General features: G+C 48.2%; 8 protein-coding genes. 1 reads left to right on the top strand and 7 read right to left on the bottom strand.

The genetic code is table 11. The features are described 5' to 3' along the window. Positions 1-137: 137 nt before the first annotated feature. A complete protein-coding gene (locus tag ACFS7Z_RS21525) occupies positions 138-3,713 on the bottom strand; it encodes a PVC-type heme-binding CxxCH protein (RefSeq protein WP_377489348.1) in 3,576 nt (1,191 codons plus the stop codon). Between the two features lie 393 nt (positions 3,714-4,106). Further along, the gene (locus ACFS7Z_RS21520) at positions 4,107-5,111 is read right to left on the bottom strand and encodes an arabinan endo-1,5-alpha-L-arabinosidase (protein WP_377489345.1); all 1,005 of its coding nucleotides are present in this window, start codon (positions 5,109-5,111) and stop codon (positions 4,107-4,109) included. Between the two features lie 235 nt (positions 5,112-5,346). Between ACFS7Z_RS21520 and ACFS7Z_RS21515 the strand changes: the two genes are divergently transcribed. After that, positions 5,347-6,222, top strand: coding sequence for an AraC family transcriptional regulator (locus tag ACFS7Z_RS21515; RefSeq protein ID WP_377489342.1), 876 nt, complete (start codon positions 5,347-5,349; stop codon positions 6,220-6,222). 60 nt (positions 6,223-6,282) lie between these two features. Here ACFS7Z_RS21515 and ACFS7Z_RS21510 read toward each other — a convergent pair whose 3' ends face one another. The 5 genes from ACFS7Z_RS21510 to ACFS7Z_RS21490 all read right to left on the bottom strand — a co-directional run bounded on the left by ACFS7Z_RS21510 (position 6,283) and on the right by ACFS7Z_RS21490 (position 15,562). Then, positions 6,283-7,497 carry a sialidase family protein gene (locus ACFS7Z_RS21510; RefSeq protein ID WP_377489339.1) on the bottom strand — a complete coding sequence of 405 codons (1,215 nt, stop codon included), beginning with the start codon at positions 7,495-7,497 and terminating at the stop codon, positions 6,283-6,285. 128 nt (positions 7,498-7,625) lie between these two features. Continuing rightward, positions 7,626-9,170, bottom strand: coding sequence for a RagB/SusD family nutrient uptake outer membrane protein (locus ACFS7Z_RS21505; RefSeq protein WP_377489336.1), 1,545 nt, complete (start codon positions 9,168-9,170; stop codon positions 7,626-7,628). Positions 9,171-9,196: 26 nt separating this feature from the next. Next, positions 9,197-12,448 carry a SusC/RagA family TonB-linked outer membrane protein gene (locus ACFS7Z_RS21500; RefSeq protein WP_377489333.1) on the bottom strand — a complete coding sequence of 1,084 codons (3,252 nt, stop codon included), beginning with the start codon at positions 12,446-12,448 and terminating at the stop codon, positions 9,197-9,199. A 731-nt stretch (positions 12,449-13,179) separates the two neighbouring features. Beyond that, positions 13,180-14,223, bottom strand: coding sequence for a glycoside hydrolase family 43 protein (locus tag ACFS7Z_RS21495; protein WP_377489330.1), 1,044 nt, complete (start codon positions 14,221-14,223; stop codon positions 13,180-13,182). A 295-nt stretch (positions 14,224-14,518) separates the two neighbouring features. Next, a complete protein-coding gene (locus ACFS7Z_RS21490) occupies positions 14,519-15,562 on the bottom strand; it encodes an arabinan endo-1,5-alpha-L-arabinosidase (RefSeq protein WP_377489327.1) in 1,044 nt (347 codons plus the stop codon). Positions 15,563-15,610 lie beyond the last annotated feature (48 nt).

Raw genomic sequence — 15,610 nt, 5'->3', positions numbered from 1 at the left:
TAGCCCATCTCCTTTATCCTGGGGAAGAGGGAGACGGTGTCGGTGCTGAAGGGCGAGGTCCAGAGCCAGGTGCTCACGCCAAACTTGATGTCTTTCAAACTCATTTCTTTTGCTGTGTTTTACCTTTTGCTAAAGTCTTAGATGTTGCTTGCCTCTACTTTAATGATGCCATTCATCAGGCGCCAGTGGCCAGGCACAGTGCACACGAAAGGATACTCACCCGGCTTATCGGGAGCCGTGAACACCAGCGTCTCCCGGCCCTGCGGGTCTACCAGCGGAGTGGCGACGATAACCTCTGTCATGTTCGGGATATAGTTCTTCTCTGCACCCTTCGGGTCGCGGGCAAGCGCATCGGCTGCCTTTCCAACCTTCTCCAGCGTACCCGGCATGATGACTACAAGATTGTGCTGCATGAAATCAGGGTTGGAGAAGTTGATGGTCACCTTCTGGCCGGCCTTCACACTGAAAGACTCCTTGTCGAACTTCATCTCATGCTCCACCACCTTGATGTTGATGGTTGCCGCCTTTGCCGCAGTCTTAGCGGTGGCAGTTTTAGCCGAAGCAGTTTTCTTAGCCGCTTTGGCTGCAGGTGCCACTGCTTTTTTGCTTGTGGAGGCCATAGCTGTTTTAGCCGCAGGCTTTTTAAGCTCCAAAGAGCTACCTCTTCCAAAATCACCTCTAAAGAAGAACCTCTCAGGATAATCTCCGATTTTGTTCTCGTCGTCAAGGTCACGGCCTACGCGTACATCCGCCACTGGCAGGGCCGAGGCAAACAGCGCCGGGGCCTTTCCCTCCGCCACTTTTCTATCATTCACGAGAACGCTCATCAGCCCACCGTTAGAGAGACTGGCAACAACATTGAACCTTTCTCCCGGCAAGGCTGCAGTCGATACTGCCTTATAGGTTTTACCTCCCTGCTTCACCAGCCAGTGTAGTTTATTGTCCTGCACGTACAGGCTGTATCCTGCGTCTTTTCCACCCTGTGCCACTATTACACCTTCCATTCCGTTACCTGCCGGCCCGATAGAAGCTCTTACTGTAATCTCTTTCCCGGTTACGTCCGGTGGGAACATGATAGGAGATCTCCTGTCAAGAACATATTTCTCCTGGTTCGCGCTCTTCACAATCCGCTCCGAGAGGGTCAGGACAGAGTCTGGCTTGTGCCCCAGGTGCTCATCTTTCGGAGCTGCCCCGAAGTAGCCAGCCTGGTGTGTAAGCGCTGCTGCGAAGAACGCCTGCGGAATGTATTCATCCTCCGCATTATCGGCCTTCATACTTGCTTCATACAGCAGCTCCCCGGCTTCAGCAGAGGCAGGCATATCAGCAACGGCCAGCACAGCTGCCATTCTGGTTTTCATGTCCGGGTCGTTGATCAGGTTGGCTTCTATGATGTAGTTCAGGCTTCTCTCATTTTCAGGCAGCACCTGCACTGCGTTTTTCCTTACGCCGGCAGCAGGGTGAGACAAGGCTTTCTTCACTACTTCCATTGCCTCCGCGTTAGAGCCATCCAATGCACCCAAACCATGTAATGTCCAGAGGGCGTGCACAGCAGGGCTGTTTAAGCCAATCTCATCCATGCTCTGTTCATTTATAAGTTTGTACAAGCCTGGAATGGCATCTTTCTTCTGGTTCTCCACTATCAGGCGCTGTGCTGTTGTGCGCCAGAACATGTTGTCGTTGCTCAGCGCTGCCAGCAGTCCTTCTGTATCGTCTTTAGACAGCTGCATCGGCTTATAAGGCTTAGCGTTTTTATGCACCACGCGATAGATGCGGCCATGCTTGCTGTCCCTTAGCGGGTTGATATAAGCATTGCCCTTTCCGTTCTCAAAACCACGTGGTGTCGGGTTGTGCTGAATGATGAAGTTGTACCAGTCTGCCACCCACACGGCTCCGTCCGGCCCTACTTCTGCATGCACCGGCGAAAACCATTCGTCTGAGCTTGCCAGCAGGTTAAAGCCGTTCTTCTCGGTATAGCCCGCGCCCTTGCGCTCCAGAATGGCGTTGTGCAGCACACGCCCTGTCGGCTCGGCTACAAAGCCTACCCTGTTCCAGTATGACTTCGGATAGTTTCTGGCGGTATACAGGTTATGCCCTGCCGCCGCTGTGTAGCTTCCGTGGTAATCTACCTGGCGCAGGTAAGGCGTCAGGTGCGGCATGTCGTAGTGAGAGTCTGTTCTGAATACTGTATTTCCGGAACCGCCCACCAGTACTCTTTTGATGTACTGGTTCGGCATAGCAAAGTAGGCACTGTGCAGGCCGTTGGCAGTGGAGATAAACACGTCAAACTCCTCAGAGAAGCCAAGTCCCCAGGTGTTATTGGAGGTTCTTCCCAGATACTCCAGGTTCTCTCCGTCCGGTTCGAAACGGTAAACGCCCTGGCTGAAAGCCAGGTTCTGCCCGCTTACAGTTCCCTTGAAACCGGCGTACCCCAGTACACCCCATACTTTATTGTCGAGGCCGTATTTCAGGTTAGAGGGACCCGCATGGGTATCGCTCTTACCCCAGCCCGTAATAATTTTTTCCTTTACATCAGCCTTGTCGTCTCCGTCTGTATCCTTGAGGAAGACAAAATGCGGAGCCATGGAGATGATAACTCCGCCATTGGCGAAAGTAAGGCTGGTTGGGATATTTAGACCATCTGCGAAAACGGTGAATTTGTCAGCTTTGCCGTCACCATCAGTATCCTCCAGAATCTTGATTCTATCCTTACCAACGCCCTCTTCGTCACGCACCTCATTCGGATAATCCTCTGTTTCAATCACCCAAAGGCGGCCTTTCTCATCCCAGGCCATGGCAATAGGGTTGATAACGTTAGGCTCAGACGCGAACAGCTGAAGCTCAAAGTCTACAGGCACCTGTACCAGTTTCTGAGACTCCTCCGGAGAAAGCGGGTGCTGGAATTTTGGAGCCGGATCGCGCTTTTCATAGTTCGGTATATCCGCCTCACTGAAGGTTGGGGTAGGAATATTCAGTCGCGCCAGCTGGTCTTTCGCCTTATCGCCTACTGCCCATAGAATGCCCTGCTCCATCAGCTTATGAAAGCCGGGGTTGTTCCAGGTGCGTTCATCGTGGCCGTAGGCAGTATAAAAGACTCTTCCCTCGCCCTGCTTTCTCACCCAGGTCCAAGGCTCCCGGTGGCTTCCTTCCACGCGCTCCATCAGCACCGTCATGTCCGGATTCACCTTGCTGTGCACGTACGTCTCATCCCATGTCGGGAACTCTGACAAACCCTGTACTACTTCATGCTCCGGCTTAGTGATGTCAGCAACAAAAGTGGCTGTGTCATGCTTTAGAAACTGCCCGCCTACCGTATTTACATACCAGTCGGAGTTTCGGAACATGAAAGAAGCACTGTGTACCGGAATCAGACCTTTGCCGCCCTCTACAAAGCCTTTCACCGCCTGCTCCTGCTCTGGCGTAATCTTTTCGTGGTTGGCGTAAATCATCAGGCCGTCATACTTGCTCAGGTTTTCTGGCGTCAGATCCGCAGGGTCGGCTGTGTAGGTAATGTTTATCCCCTTCTGAAACAAAGGCATGGCCAGCATGGGCGCATACTTCTCAGAATTGTGATGCTTGCTGTTGTGCCCAAGAAAGAGAATTTCAACGCGCTTGGCAGGAGACAGCGCCTGTGCACTTTGTTCTGTTTGCGCCTTTTGTGAGCAGCCACCTAGCAGGGTGCCACCAAAAGCGAGTATATACAGTAACTTCTTCATAAAAACAGTTTTGTTTGATGCACTTTTTTGTTGGTATCTATGGTGTTTTATTGACACTTGCAGCCACCTGCATGATATGGTGCTGCAGTATATCTAAAGCACCCCCTATACAGATATTGTAAATTAAGCTGATCAGGCAAGCATCTTAAGAAATGTTATTTTTACATTTATAAATATATCTAAAAAAAATTTACATACGCAAATTAAAATAAGTGTATAATCACTTATCCTGTTTTTATACACTCAGATGGTTATAATTTTAAAGTGTTCCCAGTTTCTACTTCCCTGGCAGCTACTACTAGAGTTACACCTGTTGCCTTCAGAAAGCTAGTATAGCCTGAGTTATGGAAGTGTAAAATTATTGTATGCTTATAGTGTATGGCCCTGTGGCATTTAGTGAGTCGCTACTTCAGGCCAGCCATTTTTACTCCAACTTAGTTCTTCTATTCTCAATTTTGATTTACCTTTATCTGAGGCGTCATATCCATGAAAGACGAGGTAATCTTTCCCATCGAAATTATAAACTGAATTGTGCCCCACCCCATGCCAGTTCTTGTTTCCTGCTAGCACCAATGTGCCTCCGCCCTTATCCATAGGAACGCCATCCTTGTCCAAGTAAGGCCCTTTAACATCTTCTGCTCTGCCTACTATCATTTTATAAGTGCTGTCTTCACCTTTGCAGCAATAATCAATGGAAGCGAACAAGTAGTAATAGCCGTTTTTCCTGAATATGAAAGGCGCCTCGATTGCGTTAGCACCTGCACGTACAGATGCTTCGCCTTCTTTAGAAGTGTCTTTTTTACGGCTTGCGATTGTAGGCAAACTTTCTGTGCTTTCTGCGATGCTCATCCTGTCTTGGTTTAGTTTTACAAGCTTTAGGCCATCCCAGAACGAGCCAAAAGAGAGCCATGGAGTACCAGATGCGTCTGTGATCAGATTTGGGTCAATAGCATTCCAGTTAGTTTCCCCTGGCACTGATTGTATAATTTTGCCATGGTCTACCCACTTATAGTTTGTGGCTGTTGGATCTAAAGTGGCGTTTGTGGCCAGGCCGATGGCGGATGTATTTTTACCGAATGCTGAAACAGAGTAATATAAGTAATACCTGCCGTCGTGGTAGCTGATATCAGGTGCCCAGATGTGATTCCTGAATGTAGGAACAGCCTCGACGGCCCATGCTGGGGCCTCAGAAAAGACACCCTCTTCACGCTTCCAGTTCTGCATGTCTTTTGATGACCAGACAGCTATACCCCGACCTGTAGAGAAAAGGTAATAGGTATCGTCCTGCTTTATCATAACCGGATCGTGCACCGATATATTCTGCTTCAGGTCCTGCGCTCTAACCTGTACAGCCAGAACCCACAGAAAGGACAAGCACATTATTATTTTTAATTTCATAAGCCTGCTTCTTAAATCTGGATATCTATAGCATAATGAGGCAGCTTTTACACATGGCTTAAGAGGTTTAGGGCTTTTCTCCCGTTACTACATGTGACTACCCACTCATCTTTATCCCTTAACAATTATCCTAATAAAATTGAATTAAGTTTTACTCTTTTCAAGCCAATTCTGACTGTTTATTACTATCTTTTAAAGATCATCAGTGTGTTAAGAGCATCATTAGGCACAATTAATGAAAGCAGCAGTCAGGAAGTCAGCCATACCAGGCTCAAAATCATTTCTTCTGAAAGAACTCATTGCCCCTTACTTTGACCGGAGCTGGCATTTCCATCAGGAGTACCAGATATTTCTGGTGCAGGAAGGTAGAGGGACACGGTTTGTCGGCGATAGCATCCGGGCCTTTTGGGAAGGCGACCTTGTGTTCATAGGACCCAACCTGCCTCACCTTTGGCGAAGCGATAATGAGTACCTCCACAAGAACAGTTTACTACAAACACGAGGCATCGTCATTTATTTTGAGGAAGACTTTCTGGGCGGCTGTATTTCTAAAAAAGAAGAGTTTGAACTATTTTACCATTTATTTGCAAGGGCTAAACAGGGGCTGGAGGTGCATGGCAACACAAAAAGTGTTGTAAGCCATATGATGGAAGAACTGCTGCACCTGACAGGGGTGGATAGCATTATACAGTTGCTCCGCATTATGAATACACTTGCTCTTTCAGACGAATGCATTGAAATTGCCCATGTGGGCTACATTAACCCGAGCACGGAAGCAGACACAGATCGTATTGGGCGGGTTTATGAGCACATCATGCTCCATTTCAAAAATAAAATAAGCCTTGGAGAAGTTGCTGCTATTGCAAATTTGTCGCAGAGCTCCTTTAACCGCTATTTTAAATCGAGGGCTAACAAATCTTTTTCTGACTTTCTGAGCGAAGTGCGGATCGGGCATGCCTGCAAACTACTGCATGAGCAAGACCTGACGGTAAGCCAGGTTTGTTATGAGAGCGGCTTTAACACCCTTTCTAATTTTAATAAACAGTTTAAGGATTTAACAGGCATTACGCCGTTGCAGTATAAGAAAGAACATCAGAAGCACCAGCTATAGTACAGCAAAGGCAGCGAATGGCAACAATGCGCTACGTGCTCTACAGTAGCAAGCTATCAGTTACTGTATATGTCCCTCCTTCCAGAACACTTCACTATGCCCGTCCAAATAGTTCCGGGTTGTGACAATAACGAGCGTCTGAGGGTCTTTGAGAAAGAGGGAGCTGTAATATGCTCCTTCATACAGGGGCAGGCCTGGCCAAGGATAACTGGTATTCGTAAAGTTTTTGGCAACACTATTACCCACCAGCACCAGCATGGTATTCTTTTTCCAGTCAGAACCAATGGCTCTGCCGCCTCTGTCCTGCACCGACAGCACTGTTTCGCCAGTTGGGAGTTGGATAATAAAGGGAGCTCCGCCCCATATAGGTTCACTTGTCGCGAGCCAGCGCCTTTCGTTATAGAGGGTGCCTACCCCAGCATAATTCCATCTTGCCTCCAGCGACGACCATAGAATCCAGGGAGAAGCTGAATTCTTTACTGATTCAACAGGAAAAACGATGCCTTTGCCATCCTGCAGCACAAGCGGTACTGCCATGCCATCGCGCATGCCCGGCGTATACGCCACCTGAACAGGATGAGACCAGGTAGCTCCGTTGTCTGTGGAGCGCACCATCAATATCTCCTGCTGATCGGCTGTCGCGCCTGGTCCAGCCCACCAACGGGCTTCACTGGAGTAGAAGAGCTCGATTTCGCCGTCAGGCAGTTGTATCATGGCGGGCTCCCAGGAGCGGCCTGTGGCTACAATCTGAGGTGGTCCAAAAGTCCAGCCACGGTCTTTGCTGATTCGAATCTGGATATTGGCGTGCGCGTTATCATCCGGGTTACCGCGTCCGGTATAGGCTAAAATAACATCGCCGTTCTGAAGCGTGATCAGCTCTGGGTTTGAAAATCCGTAATACTTGGGGTTATCGTCGGCCATTACAGTCTCGGCTTCAGACCAGGTGTCGCCACCGTCGGTGCTTCTTCTGATGGCAATGTTATCCCACTCATTTCCGGGTGGGCCGAAGTGATAGGTAAATAATACCGTGTCTCCTTTTACCCGGTGCGCCCGCCCATACTCTGCAGAATATACCTGATGCGACATTCTGACAGCATCCTCCTCCCACGCAATGCTCAGATTAGGCGTGGAGGTATCAACCGGCGGCAGGTCTTCCGGCGCACCCGTTACAGGCACCGGCGTAACAGAATTATTCTTTGGGTCGTCCTCTTTACAGGAGACGAAAAGCAGATGCCCTAAAAGAAGTATAAGAACTTTATTTTTGAGGAGCTTCATACTTCGGTAAAATTAGTTTCTTTCCGGCTTTAAGTTTTATACTTGCCACCGGGATAGTATAATAAAAAACTTCAGGGTCCTGGGAGTTGCCGGAGCAACTCCCAGGACCCTGAAATAATATACTAAAATTAATAATTAGGATTCTGTACCAGGTTCGGATTTATATCGACATCCCGCTGTGGAAGAGGCAAGAGTCGGTGCCTGTCCAGCATAAAGGTAGAGAAGGCAGGGTCCCGTTCGATAAGTTCATTTAACTTCTCCTGGCTTTCGAAGTAACCCCATCGGTCCAGGTCATTCCAGCGGTGGCCTTCACCAGCGAGTTCCGTTACTCTTTCGTGCATTATTTGCTCGAGGAACGCCTCCTGGCTTAAACCTGGCTTAACAACAGCTAACGGAGCCAATCCAACTCTTTCCCTTACCCTGTCCACATACTGGTATGCTTCCTGTGTTCTACCAAGTGCATTCAGGACTTCAGCATACATTAGCAGCACATCAGAATAGCGGACAAAGCGGTAGTTGTTGGCAGATCGGAAGCCTTCTCTTGTACGGCCTGGCTCAGCATCGTTTGCGAATTTCCTTACCCATACCCTTGTATCATTCGGCCCATACCGTTGTGCGAAAGTTTGCCCGTAGATCATGCTGAACTCTGGTCCTCTCACATCAGTTGAGTCGAAGAAGAAGGAAGCAGACAAACGCGGATCTCTTTCTCCCGTTACCGTCTCTTCTTCGTGGAACTCGTTTACCACCCACCGGCGTATCTCAGCATCAGAGAAGCCGATATTGGCCGGTGCAATAAACTGGGCAAGCGGTGAGCCGTAGTTTTGGTTAGGTGTCTGCACGTCGTTGTCTGTAAACTCAGACTCATTGGTAGCAAACTGCCACTCAAACACTGACTCTTTGTTGTTCTCTGTCGTGGAAAGGAAGTTCTCCCGGTAATTCTCCAGTAGACCATAGATCTCGCTACCAGGTCCCTCCACCAGCCAATGCAGTGGCTCATAAGCTGCCTGATAATTGCGCATCTGCATGTAAGCCTTTGCCAGCATAGCCATCGCCGCGCCTTTTGTCACGCGGCCTACATTGGCACCAGAATAACTGAGTGGCAGTACTTCCGCAGCATCTGTTAAGTCCTGTGCTGCCTGTGCATACACAGCCTCCCTGGTGGCATTTGCGGGCTGCATAGTGGTAGTAGACGGCTCTAGGATAATAGGCACGTTTCCGTATAAACTGGCTAAGTTGTAGTAGAAAAAGCCGCGAAAGAATTTAGCCTCTCCGAGCAGGCGAGCTTTCAAGTCTGGGTCCATTTCTATGTCCGGAACATTCGCCAGCACCTGGTTGGCACGGAAAATACCAATGTAGTTATCCCCATAGATCCAGTTGGTTTCACCAAAGTTATAGTTTGTTATCAGAAACTTGTCCATGTTGTTCGGAATGTCTACCCTGGGACTCCTGCTAAAAGCCTCATCGGAGCGCACGGTATAATAAAACCACTGCCACAGCACGATAGGCCCCCGGTGCAGGGTGCTGTAAATAGCATTAACCCCCTGTTCTGCATCCGTGGCAGTCTGCCAGAAATCGTTTTCGGTAGGGTTATTAGGATTAATGATATCCAGGTCATTTTCACAGCTGGTCATCGTTAACCCAACTGCCAACATAAAATATAATATCTTTTTCATAAAGAGATTCTTCTTTTGGGTAAGCACTAAAACTCAAAATTCAGGCCAAGTGAATATACACGGCTCGCCGGCCAGTTTCCGGCATCCAAACCTCTTTCCAGAAGGCTGGTACCCGTTACATCCGGGTCAAGGCCTGAGTACCCCGTAAAGGTCAGCAGGTTCTGCCCACTGATGAACACGCGCGCGTTGTTGGTGTGGATGCGGCTCAGGAGCGTTGCCGGCAGATTGTAGCCTATTTCTAAGTTGCGTACCCGCACATAAGAAGCGTCTTCGAGCCAGCGATCACTATCACCACGGTTGTTCAATATCACACCCTGCTCTGTATTTCGAGCCAGTCTAGGATCTGAGGTATTGGTGTTTGTTGGTGTCCAGGGGCTAATATCGCTGCGGAAGTTTGTATTCACATAGGAATCAAGAATTCTCCGCACGTCGTTGTACACTGTTTGTCCGAATACCCCCACCAATTGCAGGTTAAAGGTAAAGCCGCCGTAAGAAGCGTTGAACTGCGCTCCCGTTTGCAGTGTAGGCCAAGGTGATCCGACAAAGTCCCTATCTCTGTCGTTTATCTGCCCATCATCGTTCAGGTCTACGAACCGGATATCACCTGGCTTAGAGAAAGGCTGGATTACGTTACCGTCTGAATCTGTGTGGTTCAGCACCTCCTCCTCGCTCTGGAAAATACCATCTGTTCGTATGACATACCACTCTCCTACACCGCGGCCAATTTGAGAGCGGGTATTCCCTGCTACAATGTAGTTTATTCCCTCTCCCTGGTTACCAACATCCTCTACCCTATTCTTGATAGTGGTAAAGTTAGCGGAGGCATCCCATTTAAAGGCATTCTCAAAACTGCGGTACGTGGCGGAGAACTCAAAACCCCTGTTACTGATAGAAGCAGCGTTCACAAAAGGAGCACCGCCCAGGTTACCGGTATAGAAAGGTATCTCGAGGGCAACCAGCACATCTTCAGACAGGGAGTGATAATACTCAGCCGTTACCAGTAATTTGTTATTGAGGAAGGCTGCATCAAAACCATAGTTCTGAGAAGTTCGGGTTTCCCAGCGAAGGTCAGGGTTTACCAGGCGTGCCTGATAGGAACCTACGGCAATGATATCGTTATTCGAACCGAAAACTACCCTTGGGTTGAGGTTAATTACACCAATGTTATCCCAGGAGCCAACAGTAACAATACCCAATTGGCCATAGGAGGCGCGCAGCTTCAGGTCTGACAGCCAATCTACGTTCAGGAAATCCTCCTCACTTATTCTCCAGCCCAAGGCTACAGAAGGGAAGAAGCCATTACGGTATTCCGAAGCAAAGCGGGAATCCTGATCATAACGGCCTGTCAGGGTTAGCAGGTACTTATCATCAAAAGTGTAGTTTAACCTTCCCAACGTACCGTTAATGCGGTAGTCAACTGGTATACCACCTTCTGAGGATTGATCGCCAATAGCAGAGCTTATAGTGGTAAAGGTTTCACCTCCATAACTCACCAGCTCATTGCGTCTGGCTTCCATCACTTCTCTTTTATTCCACTGTTGCGTGTAACCTATTACACCGTTGATACTATGGCGGCCAAACTCCTTATTAAAGTTAAGTGTATTCTCAAACAGCAACGAATGAAAGTTCTGCCGGTTCTGGTACACGTGGCTGGGCTCAAATGGCTGGGCGAGCACCCAGTTACCGGGAGTTCTCACGTTCTGGTGAAAGTCGAACCCAGCATCTAGTCCCGCATTGAACCGGTAGCTTAGCCAGTCTAACAGCTTCACATCGGCGTAAGCATTACCTACTGCCCTGGTGAATCTGTGCGTGGTGTTGAACAGTTCGGTCATGGCAATGTAGTTCCAGGCGTAAACAGGGGCTGCTGTTTGATCGCCTAATCCCCAACCTCCTGGATTATCAGGAAGGCTAACCAAAGCCGGATCTCTCACCGGGATAACCGGCAGCAACTGCGGCATGTCGTAGAAAGGGTTAACCAGCAGAGGTCGCTCTTCCCAGGAGTGCGTCAACACCAGGTTTTCGCCAAACGTTACCCTGCCCTTTGTTCCCTGGGTGTTCAGGCGCAAGCTGGCCCGGTCAAATGAGTTGCCAATTACAACGCCCTCGTTAGTGAAGTATGACCCTGAAAGTAGATAGTTACCGGCTTCTGAACCTCCTGATAAGGTTACGTTATAATCTGCCAGTGTTCCCAGCTGTGTTGCCTCATCCTGCCAGTCTGTGTCTGTCTCGGTCCAGTGTCTTACGCTGTTAGGGCCTGTAGCAGGAGGGGGCGTAAGGGAAACGCTGGCGGGTGGTGTAGCGCCGGAGTTCTCATACTGCAGTCGTTGCGTAGCGGCAAATTCCTCTGAGTTCATCACATCCCATAGCCTTGGCAACTGCTGCACACCGTGTTTAATAGAAACGCCTACTTTGGCCGGGCCTGCTTTTCCTTGCTTGGTTGTGATGATGATAACCCCGTTACCGGCCCTTGAACCATATATAGCTGCCGCAGAGGCATCTTTCAGGATCTGGATAGATTCAATATCATTGGGGTTAATGGTAGGAGTAGCATCAGCAATCATCCCGTCAATCACATACAGGGGATTGGTGTTCGTAAAGCTGGCAACTCCCCGTATATCAACGGCTGCACCTGCTCCCGGCCGGCCTGAGTTACGCACTGTAACTCCCGGAGCCAAGCCTTGAATAGATTCTGTTACCGTGGCGGCCGTAACGCGGTTAGCAGCCTCGGGGCTTACAACAGAAGCCGCACCTGTCAGGTCTTTTTTCTGGATGGTCTGATAACCTATAACCACCACCTCTTCCAACGCTGTCACATCTGGCGCTAGCTGAACATTGATGGTGCTTCTGTTATTGATCGGCACTTCCTGTGCATTATAGCCGATGTAGGAGAAAACAAGCGTCCCGTTTTCCTGTCCATCAGGCACAGTAAGTGAGTAACTGCCGTTCACATCTGTGATAGTGCCTGCAGATGTTCCTTTCAAGGCAACACTTACACCAGGCAAGCCGGTACCGTCTTCACCTGTTACTCTTCCTGATACTGTGATGGCAACTGCTTTCTCCGATTTTAGAGCAGATTTTACAGCCAGCATTAATGTACTCTCCCCTTGGGCAGCAGGCTGACCCAGGTATAAATTGTCACCTAACTTTTTGGAAGCTAAGCCCAAGTCAGGCAATGACCTTGACATAGCCGTGAGCGCCTGTGCTTGTGCTGGAAATTGCATCCCTGCACACAGCACTACTGGCACCAGTAGCGGAAACTTGCGGAAAGGTTTCATCATGTAGTTTTGATTTGTTAGTAGTTTGGTAGCAAATGGGCTTTCATCTCACTCCATGTGGAAGGAAAATTAGATTAACCTTATTGATCTAGCTTTCTCCTTGGTATGAAGACAAAATCACATTGTAACGTAGTGCAACTTATCTAGCCGAGCCTATAACATAATCTCGGTAAATGGAGGGTCAGTGATTATTACTTGTACAGTAAAAATCATAAAAGTGATTAATCAAACTATGATTTATTTCTAAAAGAAGTTTTCAATATCTGACTATAGATAGCCGCTGTTTGGTATATTTATCCCTTGAAGGATCAGAATTTTATTTCCCAGCCCCTTTATGGATACAGGAATTTGCTTCAGAATCTACCAAACACCTTCTGTTATCAAAGAAGGTTGCGCCGCTAATTTTCTCAAGACAACATCACTCTGGTAACATTCACGGAGTAAGACTGCAGCGGCCTTTATCTTTTAGCCTTTTACCTGTAGTTGCCTTTAGCTCCGGGCAGGCAGTACTCAATCGGCTCCTCCTGATTCAGGTTTTTTCTTTAACAATTTATGGTTCCACTTTGTTAAAGTCTTTTTAAATCGCCCACTACGAGCTCACCCTGCTGATTGCCTGAGACAACTACCATTTTCAGTTCATTTGTTCTCTTATCTATAGCGGCAGAAGCACTTCTTCATTTAATGCATCATCTCAAGGCGTCATGCACTGAATTAAAACCACTTGTGGTTCTGCGCTATTGTTTCTTTGCTTCTTTTTCGGCCATTTCATTGTCGCCCAAATCCTGACCAAAATCCGGCATGCCATCTTCTGTCCACTTTAGTACCCTAGCACGGGTATGGCGGTTAGGGTCGTACAGCGGTTCGCCGTCAATCTCTTTATAGTCGCGGGCATGGTAAATCATGATATCGGTTTTGCCATCCTCCGCCACTGTAAAGCTGTTGTGTCCTGGCCCAAAGCGCTTCAGTTCTTCGTTAGTATAAAAAACCGGTTCAGGCAATTTGGTCCAGGAGGCAGGATCAAGAAGGTCAGCATTCTCGTCGGCCCAAAGTAAGCCTATAGCGTAATTGGCATCGGTGGCACTGGCAGAGAAGGTTACAAATACTTTCCCGTTGCGGATAATCACTGCCGGGGCCTCATTCACGTTATGCCCTATCCTTTCCCACGCATATTCCGGCACTGAAATAACGACCTGTTTATCGTCGAGGGTCGTTGGGCTAGTCATTTTGGCTATATATAAGCCTGTGTTCACCTCTTTGTCAGATGCCCTGTCTACCCATATCATGTAACGCTGGCCATTGTGCTCAAAGGTGGTGGCGTCGAGGGTGAACTGATTCCTTTTGCTAACCATCTCACCTTCCTCTGTCCATTCGCCCTTTGTAGGATCTTCCGACGGATTCGACAATATATATTTGCGTATGGCCCATTTATCCTCGGCCGAACCAGCGGCAAAATAGATATACCATTTCCCATCTATACGATGCAATTCAGGAGCCCAAATATGGTTACCCATAGGACCTTCATTGTGCTTGCGCCACACCACAACCGGTTCCGCTTCTTTTATGCCATTAATGGTTTCTGACTTGCGTATCTCGATGCGGTCATACTCAGGCACTGTGGCAATAAAGTAATAGGTTCCATCAGCCGCTTTCCAAACATGCGGATCTGCCCGTTGCAGTGCCAAGGGGTTGTTGAATTGGATTGTCTTCGACTTTTGCGCATTATTTGTACATCCGCTTAGAATGAGTATCATCGCTAGCGTAAGCCTTAGGAATTTCATCGCGTTCATATTGTTTGTGCTGATAGTATACATCATGATTCTCCTGCTACTCTTCTTTTGTTAAACTTAACTACCTACTGCTTTCCGGGAGCTGAAGCGAACAGTCCAGAAAGAAGTATGGGTGACCAATCAAATATAACTGTCTTTTTGACAATTAAAAAACATTTAACAGAAAACGACTGGTTACAACAGCCGCGGCTCCATTTTTTTCTCGCTCCAGTATAGCAATATATTGTAGTCTCTGCATGATATACGCGGTTTTTGCTTTATATGACTTCAAAAGATTCTAAGTCTGTTATTTCTGCTTTGCTTCTGCTTGCTTTTTCATCACAACAGGCCAGCCATTCTTATCCCAGGTAAGCTTTTCTATTCTAAGCTTCGATTTACCCTCGTCTGCTGCGTCATAGCCATGAAAGACCAGATAATCCTGTCCGTCGAAGTTGTAAACGGAGTTGTGCCCGACACCAAACCAATTCTTATCACCTTCCAATAGCAGACTGCCACCTCCGTGTGTCATCTTCTTTCCTTCTTTGTCTACATAGGGCCCGGTGATATTCTTTGAACGGCCAACAACCATTTTATAGGTGCTCTTAGGTCCGCGACAGCAAAAATCGAAGGAGGCAAAGAGATAGTAGTAGTCCCCTTTTCTAAAAATGAAGGGAGCCTCTACAGCAGCATTTCCCGCGCTTCTGTCATCAAGTGTATCGGTGCGTTCCCGCTTCACAATAGTATGCCACTCCTGCGGTTTCTTGGCAACAGAAAGCAGGTCTTTCTCCAGCTTCACGATTTTCAATCCGTTCCAGAAGGAACCGAAGGAAAGCCACGGCTGCCCCTGCTCATCCATAATCAGGTTCGGGTCAATGGCATTCCACAAATCACGGCCCGGCACCGACTGTACCACAATACCCCGATCTACCCATTTAAAGTTTGGGTCGTTCGGGTTTAGCGTTTTGTTTGTGGCTACTCCGATAGCAGACGTGTTTTTCCCAAAAGCAGATATGGAGTAGTAGAGGTAATACTGCCCGTTATGATAGGCAATATCCGGCGCCCAAATATGGCCTTTGAATCCGGGAGCCACGTCTGTGCCCCAGGCAGGCGCTTCCTCAAAAACAGGCTTTTCTCTTTCCCAATTCACCATGTCTTTCGAAGACCATACTGCTATTCCTCTTCCCGTGGCGAAAAGGTAGTAGGTATCATCCTGCTTGATCATGACAGGGTCATGTACGGGTATCCTTTTGCTCTGCTCATTCTGAGCAAGCGCTAAAGGCCATACTGCCAGCCACAAAAGGAGCAATGCCACTAACCTCAGCACTTGTTTCTGTTTCTGCTTACATATCATGGCTTTGTCTCTAAAACATCATGTGGTACAAGAGGCATTGACGTTGGA

It is taken from the genome of Pontibacter toksunensis, assembly GCF_042686245.1.
In the GTDB taxonomy this organism is placed as follows: domain Bacteria; phylum Bacteroidota; class Bacteroidia; order Cytophagales; family Hymenobacteraceae; genus Pontibacter; species Pontibacter toksunensis.
The sequence above is the reverse complement of the archived record's forward strand: the minus strand, read 5'-3'. Positions and strand labels throughout refer to the sequence as shown.

Coding starts and splice junctions, on each gene's coding strand:
- ACFS7Z_RS21525 (WP_377489348.1), bottom strand. CDS start 3,713: ATGAAGAAGTTACTGTATATACTCGCTTTTGGTGGCACCCTGCTAGGT.
- ACFS7Z_RS21520 (WP_377489345.1), bottom strand. CDS start 5,111: ATGAAATTAAAAATAATAATGTGCTTGTCCTTTCTGTGGGTTCTGGCT.
- ACFS7Z_RS21515 (WP_377489342.1), top strand. CDS start 5,347: ATGAAAGCAGCAGTCAGGAAGTCAGCCATACCAGGCTCAAAATCATTT.
- ACFS7Z_RS21510 (WP_377489339.1), bottom strand. CDS start 7,497: ATGAAGCTCCTCAAAAATAAAGTTCTTATACTTCTTTTAGGGCATCTG.
- ACFS7Z_RS21505 (WP_377489336.1), bottom strand. CDS start 9,170: ATGAAAAAGATATTATATTTTATGTTGGCAGTTGGGTTAACGATGACC.
- ACFS7Z_RS21500 (WP_377489333.1), bottom strand. CDS start 12,448: ATGATGAAACCTTTCCGCAAGTTTCCGCTACTGGTGCCAGTAGTGCTG.
- ACFS7Z_RS21495 (WP_377489330.1), bottom strand. CDS start 14,223: ATGAAATTCCTAAGGCTTACGCTAGCGATGATACTCATTCTAAGCGGA.
- ACFS7Z_RS21490 (WP_377489327.1), bottom strand. CDS start 15,562: ATGATATGTAAGCAGAAACAGAAACAAGTGCTGAGGTTAGTGGCATTG.